At 43.9% G+C, this 2,874-nt stretch carries 2 protein-coding genes and 1 pseudogene; all 3 read right to left on the bottom strand.

Annotation, left to right across the window (positions count from 1 at the left end; translation table 11 throughout):
- Nucleotides 1-102 precede the first annotated feature (102 nt).
- Nucleotides 103-1,281, bottom strand: coding sequence for a bifunctional phosphopantothenoylcysteine decarboxylase/phosphopantothenate--cysteine ligase CoaBC (gene coaBC, locus ACTHTA_RS11330; RefSeq protein ID WP_308888518.1), 1,179 nt, complete (start codon nt 1,279-1,281; stop codon nt 103-105).
- A 44-nt stretch (nt 1,282-1,325) separates the two neighbouring features.
- A complete protein-coding gene (locus ACTHTA_RS11325) occupies nt 1,326-2,555 on the bottom strand; it encodes a tetratricopeptide repeat protein (protein ID WP_308888517.1) in 1,230 nt (409 codons plus the stop codon).
- 137 nt (nt 2,556-2,692) lie between these two features.
- Nucleotides 2,693-2,874 (bottom strand): annotated as a pseudogene (locus tag ACTHTA_RS11320) (hypothetical protein); the annotation flags it as partial.

Genomic DNA, 2,874 nt, shown 5'->3' with positions numbered 1-2,874 from the left:
ATGTATATTTGCTCATAAAAAAAACTGCACCTTGTGAGTTGGAGGGGGGGATGTCCAACTTTTGGGGTGCAGTTCAAAGCTTTCAGACGGCCTTTTGTTTGATTAAGCTAATAATTCAGCCAGGCGTTTGACGATTTCATCCGCTGCTTGGCGTTTGGATGTTTCCGGAAATGAAGTTTCGGCAAGGTCATCAATAATGGTGATTTGATTGGTTGGCTTACCCATGGAAACGGAAACTTGGTTGGCTACCAGCATCGGTACGTTTTTGCGCAAACGTTTTGCCCGTGCAAATTCCAAAACCTGATGGCTTTCGGCAGCAAAGCCAACGCAGAATGGTGGAGAAGGCAGGGCGGCAACGGATGCGAGAATATCTGGATTTTCCGTCAGTTCGATAACCGGGGGCTGATTACCGTTTTTCTTCAGTTTCTCGTTGCTGCTGTTTTTTACTTTATAGTCTGCAACGGCTGCAACGGAAATAAAGACATCCTGTTCATGGATATGGCGGTGAACTGCCTGATACATGGCTTCTGCGCTGACAGCTTGTTCGGAATGAGCCAAGCCTGCTGGCAAGGCCGTCTGAATTTGACCGTAAATCAGCGTGACTTTCGCTCCGGCAGCACGGCACGCGCGCGCTAAAGCCATGCCCATTTGTCCGCTGGAAATATTGGTAATGCCGCGGACAGGATCAATGGCTTCAAACGTTGCGCCGGCTGTAATCAGAACTTTTTTGCCGCTCAGTAGCTTGGGTGTCCATAAATCTTCTAGCAAATCTGCCAGATCGACCGCTTCGACCATTCTACCTGTACCTGTTTCACCGCAAGCCTGTTCGCCACTGTTTGGGTAAAACACGGTAATGCCGTCTGAAACCAGTTGCTCAATATTGCGCAGGTTGGCAGGGTTGTTCCACATTTCGACATTCATTGCAGGTGCAACGGCCAAAGGACATTTTCTAGCTGCCACCAAGTTGGTCAGTAGATTATCAGCTAATCCGTTGGCAATTTTGGCAATCGTATTGGCAGTGGCTGGCGCAATAAGAAATGCGTCAGCTTCACGCGTCAGATTGATGTGCGCCATGCCATTATTGGAAGCACCTGAATAGGTATCCGATAAAACAGGGTTGCCAGTTAAAGCTTGGAAAGTCAGTGGGGAGACAAATTCTGTCGCAGAATCCGTCATCACTACTGATACAGAATGTCCTTGCTTTTTCAGCAGCCTGACCAGTTCACAAGATTTATACGCCGCAATACCGCCGGTAATGCCGAGGAGAATGTGTTTGCTCATAAATAACGAGTTCATTAAATGAGATATATAGGAACCAAATCAAATTATATTTGTTCGATGTTGATTCTGGCCAGTTTTGCTTTAATCGCATTACCATATCTCTTCGGCAAAAATGCTGAAACCGCTCCGTTTTTTACTTCAGTCACATAACTGCAGACTTTAAATTCAGGAACAACATTGAGCGAGTAGTCCGGATTGACCAAAGGCGAAGCACTGGAGTACAGCGTCCATTTTGCCAGGCTGCCGTCTTCACAATCAGTCGTTGCGTTAAAGCTGGTAACCCCTTCGCTGAAAGCGATTTGATAATTAGGGTAAAACTCGCCGGGAATTTCGTGTGCATTACAGAAATCAAATAATCTGTCATGTGCGAACAGATTCTGACGGATATAGGCCCACAATTCTTTTTCTAGAAAATCTTGGTCGGCAAAATGTCTGGAAGGGTAGCCCTCGTCGACAAAGTTCTGAATCTTTTCCTGCATATCTGGGACTGCACCCGCTTTAGCGCCCCACATATCTGCAAGAATTAGGGCGGTATGCGAGCCTGAGTCGCGAATAGTGTGGAATAGGGTGCCACTTTTTATCCATTCGGATACGGCCGCTGCATCACGATAACAAATAATAGAGTCTGCATCACGGAAAATAACGTATTCAACCTCAGGATCATTAATGGCAAGAAAGCGCCACATCGTACCCGGCCAGCTGTCCAATGGAGCGCCAACTTTAATTACTTCTGCTCCGTTATTTCTAAATCGTTGAATAGCTTCAGCCGATACAGAATCGTCGACATAAAAACGACATGTCCAACCGGGGAAAAGCACAGGTGCAAGCTGGGTATTTAAGACGGCAGGCTCAATATATTTGGAATTATTGCCAAATAAAGAAAAGGAGATAATCCGTTTGCCGTTTTTTGGAGCCGGTATCGGAATGATTTCATGTTCTAGGTCTGGAATAGCTTTATCTTTTAGAACCAAAGCCTGATGACCGTAAAACCCGGTTTTTTCCCAATTATCTAGAGCGCCATAAGCATGTGCAAGTAAATCCAAAGCAGGAATATAGGTACTATCCAGCTCTAGCGTTTTCATTTCAGCCTCAATGGCTTTTTCCCATTTCAATTGCTTCAGATAGGCATAAGCAACTTTATGATGAAATTCTGCAGATTGGGGGTTGAGAAGGCAAAGAATCTCGGCACGTTTTAGCGCTTCCTCGTAATTTTCCTCTTCGATAAAAGAGTGATATGCTTGTTCAAATTTTTGTTGAATCTTTTCGTTACTCATAATAGGGGCTATTCTAGAATTTATGATTGTTTTATTGGAGAAAGTAGAGATTGTAAGAGTAGATGGGACTAAAGCGCCAGTAATATAGAGTTGTAGAGTGTTGAATGTGGCAATTAAGAGTAAAGCCACAGGGCTATTTATCTTAGGGTATCTGGTTTATCTATTGAATGATAAAATTCAATAAATTTTAAATTATTTAAATACAGATAGTTGTGAGAAATTTTTAATTTTTTTGAAATTGGGTGTTGACTGGTTTTGTTGTGAGGTGTATAGTTCGGTTCTTCGCTGCTGACGCGGTGAAGAAAACGAAGCAGACAGT

The organism is Neisseria sp. P0013.S005, assembly GCF_051958425.1.
GTDB lineage: Bacteria > Pseudomonadota > Gammaproteobacteria > Burkholderiales > Neisseriaceae > Neisseria > Neisseria subflava.
This window is presented reverse-complemented; position numbering and strand designations above follow the sequence as displayed.

Excerpts from the sequence above, each read along its gene's own strand:
- coaBC (WP_308888518.1), bottom strand. The coding sequence starts at position 1,281 with ATGAGCAAACACATTCTCCTCGGCATTACCGGCGGTATTGCGGCGTAT.
- ACTHTA_RS11325 (WP_308888517.1), bottom strand. The coding sequence starts at position 2,555 with ATGAGTAACGAAAAGATTCAACAAAAATTTGAACAAGCATATCACTCT.